The sequence below is a fragment of the Microbacterium sp. genome (genome assembly GCF_049661145.1).
Classification (GTDB): Bacteria; Actinomycetota; Actinomycetes; order Actinomycetales; family Microbacteriaceae; genus Microbacterium.
This window is the reverse complement of sequence record NZ_JBASZT010000437.1, coordinates 1-3,425: the sequence shown is the minus strand read 5'-3', so window position 1 is coordinate 3,425 and position 3,425 is coordinate 1. Positions and strand designations below refer to the sequence as shown.

General features: G+C 72.2%; 2 protein-coding genes and 1 pseudogene. All 3 read right to left on the bottom strand.

The window, feature by feature from the left end; all coding sequences use genetic code 11:
• Positions 1-1,733 (bottom strand): transglutaminaseTgpA domain-containing protein (locus WBP48_RS18085; RefSeq protein ID WP_424442152.1); only part of this gene is annotated, 1,733 nt, incomplete at its 3' end.
• Positions 1,734-1,932: 199 nt separating this feature from the next.
• A complete protein-coding gene (locus tag WBP48_RS18080; RefSeq protein WP_424442151.1) occupies positions 1,933-3,186 on the bottom strand; it encodes a DUF58 domain-containing protein in 1,254 nt (417 codons plus the stop codon).
• Between the two features lie 19 nt (positions 3,187-3,205).
• Positions 3,206-3,425: pseudogene (locus WBP48_RS18075) on the bottom strand (AAA family ATPase); the annotation flags it as partial.

The window sequence follows — 3,425 nt, the reverse complement described above, 5'->3', positions numbered from 1 at the left end:
GCGGACAACAGTGGCCGCAGGTCGATCATCCGCGCGGTCGCGCCGGATGCGTCGACCGACTCCTGATCGGGGCGTTCCGCGGGACCGGCGGTCGAGCTCGGCGCGGATGACGCGGTCGGCGTCGGCTGCTCCGGCTCGGCGCCCGCGCCTCCGGCGGGGTCGGTGGCGCTCGCGAAGCGCGTCGGTGTACCCAGGCTCTTGGTCGGCTCGAACCCGACCCAGCCGATGCCCTCGAAGAAGACCTCCGGCCACGCGTGAAGCTGACTCGTCGTGACTAGGGCGATGGGCTCGTCGTCGACTTCGTCGCCCGTATATGGGCCGGGCAGGAAGCCCACAACGATCCGCGACGGCATATCGAGGGCGCGTGCCATGAGGGCGAACGCCCCCGCGAAGTGTACGCAGTAGCCCTCCTTCACCTCGAGGAACTCGGCCACGGCGAGGGTGCCCTGGTCATCGAAGCCGTCCTCGACGGGTGCGTCCAGGGAGTAGGTGAACTCCGGACCACGGAACCAGGTCTGCAGCGCGAGGAGCTTGTCGTAGTCGCTCTGCGCACTCGCCGTCACCTGCACTGCGAGCTCGCCGATGATGGCGGGAGTGTCCTCCGGAAGCGACTGGACATCGACGCGCGACTCCGCCGTCGCGGCCGGCGCCGCCTGAATCTGCTCGAGCGTGGGCGTCGCGCGTTGCGAGAGCACCTCGTAGTTCTGTCCCTGCGCCGAACTGCGGCCGCTCAGCACCGTCGCGCTGTAGGGCGAGATCCGCCAGCTGTCGTCGACCCCCGTGATCGCGACGGCGGCGAAGGGCACCGGAAGCGCGGACGACGACAGCGACGACACCGCGATCGTCGTGCGCTGCTCGGTCACCGCAACGCCTTCGCCCACCGCGAGCGGCTCCAGCCCCTCGGTCAATGGAAGCGACCGGGTGCGGTCCGGCTCCCATACCGCTCCGTCGAAGCGCGACAGGGTCGCAACGCGCAGATAGGGGAGGGTGGACGCGTCGCCGTGCATCGTCAGCACCGGCACATCGTTGCGCCGTCGCAGATCGGCACCGAGATCGAGCGTCGAGTCTATGCTCGTCGCAACGCTCGCTCCCGCGCCGAGCACGGGGGCCGGCAGCACGGGGGTCGTCACGAGCGCGCCGACGATCGCGACGGCGCCGATCGTGATGGCCACCGCGGTGACCCCGCCGGAACGCGTCGCCGACGCGGGTGCCTCGCGCGTGCGCGTTTCGGCACGGATCAGGTAGAGGACGGATGCCGCCAGCAGCGCGAACGCGACGACATCGATGCCGGCCGGCACCGCGATGGCGGGGATCAGCCACACCGTGACCAGGGCGATGGCGGCGAGCAGCGGCATCCGTGCGGTCAGGACGACGTGGTCGAGTGCGACCGTCAGCAATGACAGCGAGGCGACGATGACGAATGCAACCGCGGTCGTGACGGGCAGGGGCGCGACCCCCACGAGGATCTCGCCCGCGGCGACCTGCACGAGGTGGGCCGCTTCGCCGAACACGGCGCCGGTGGGGACCACCACGAACAGCGCATCGGCGGCGAAGAAGGCGCCGGTGACGATCGCGGTCCACGTCGCGAGCAGGGCGAGCGTGACGCCCGCCGCCGGCACTCTCAGCCGCCGCAGCAGGTAGCCGAGGGCGAGCATCGTCGCCGACAATGCCGCGGACCCGGGGATCCAGGCACCCGCCGCCACCACGCGGGTCAGCGGCACGAGCGTGGCCATGAGCGCGATCCACAGTGCGAGCGTCAGTCGGAGCTCGCCCCGCGACCGGCCCGGCCGCGTCGGCCGCCCCACCACTCGCGGCGGAGCAGTTCGCCCCGCTTCTCGTCGCTCAGGTGGCGTTTCCCGCGGGAATGGCGACGGCATGCCCGCGTGAGGGGTCACCTGAACTCGTCGACGACCCGGCCGCGAGGTGAGCCCGTCATGCCCCGACACGGCTGCCTCCGCGGTCGACGACACTGCTCCACGCGACGCTGAGGTCGACTCCGGGCGGGATCGATGCGACCCGCCAGCCGGTCTCGGCGGCCCGCACGAGGGCCGGCCGGGTCGCCGACACGCTCATCAGCACCGGCAGGGAGCTGTGGTGAGGGACGGCGGCGAGGGCGGCGGCATCCGCTTCGTCGATCGCTCCGGTGACGAGCACAAGAGGCCCGGTCGTCGCCCCGGCCAACGCGGCGACGAGGCTCTCGACCGGCGCGTCGCGGCGCGCCGTGACGGTCGCGAAGCCGATCGCGAGGAGTTCGACTCCTGTCGCATCTCCTCCCTCGATGGGGTCGTGCAGGAGCGTGCCGTCGACGTCGAGCACCGAGACGACATACCCTTCCTGCACGAGGCGCGACGCGGCCGACACGCACGCCGAGACGGCGACCTCGAATCCGGGGTCGGCGCCCGGGGTGCGCGCAGCTTCGGGCGCCCAGCGTCGCACGCCCCGGTCGAGCACGACGATCGCCTCGGGCGTCGTCTCCTGCTCCTCCTGCCGCACCATGAGCTCGTCGCGATGCGCACTCGCACGCCAGTGGATGCGGCGCATCGAGTCGCCGGGCAGGTAGTGTCGCGGCACGAGGTTGTCGGTGCCCTGGCCCAGCCGATCGGTCGTCGTGCGCAAGCTGCCGCCGGCCTCACCCGGCTGGTCTGCGATCGCGCCGAACTTGGCGATGAGGGGTGTGACGGTCAGCGGCACCGGCGCGCCGACGAGGTGACGCCGCCGCGCGAATCCGAACGGGTCGGTCGACACCAGCGAAAGCGGCCCCACGGGAAGGATGCCGCGGCGCAGCGCCGTGGCGGCGTATTCGAGCGTGACGGCACGCCCGTCCCGGCGCATGCCGGACGATGTCTGCGGAAAGACGCCGCCGGCGTCTCCGCTCATCCCGTCGGGCAGCCGGTCGTGCCAACGGCCCTGGGCACCCGGCAGCGGCGAGCGCACTTCGACCCGCAACCGGACGAGCACGTCCTGCCCTGCGGCGGCCACATCGGGGACGAAGGCGCGCGTGACGCGTTCGGTCCGGCGGACGACGTACAGGGTCGCGATGCTCGCGGCGACGCCGAGGGCCAGCAGGACCGACAGGTACGACAGCTCCGGGATGCCGAACTGGTGCGCCAGCACGAAGCACAGCACCGCCAGCAGCGCCGCGCCGGTGCCCCGGGCGGTCAGCGGCCAGCGTGCGAAGGGTGACAAGACGGCATCCTCAGCGGGCTCAGCGGGTGGACAGCGGCACGCGTACCGACCCCACGATGCTGCGCAGAATCGTGGCGATCGTGTCGGCGGCGGAGCGTCCGCGGGAGGATGCCGAGGTGCGCGCCGCGATGGTGCGGTGCGCGAAGACGGGCTCCACGAGCGTGGCGACATCGTCCGGGATGACGAACTCGCGGCCGTCCAGGGCCGCCCACACCTTGGCGGCGCGCACGAGCTGCAAC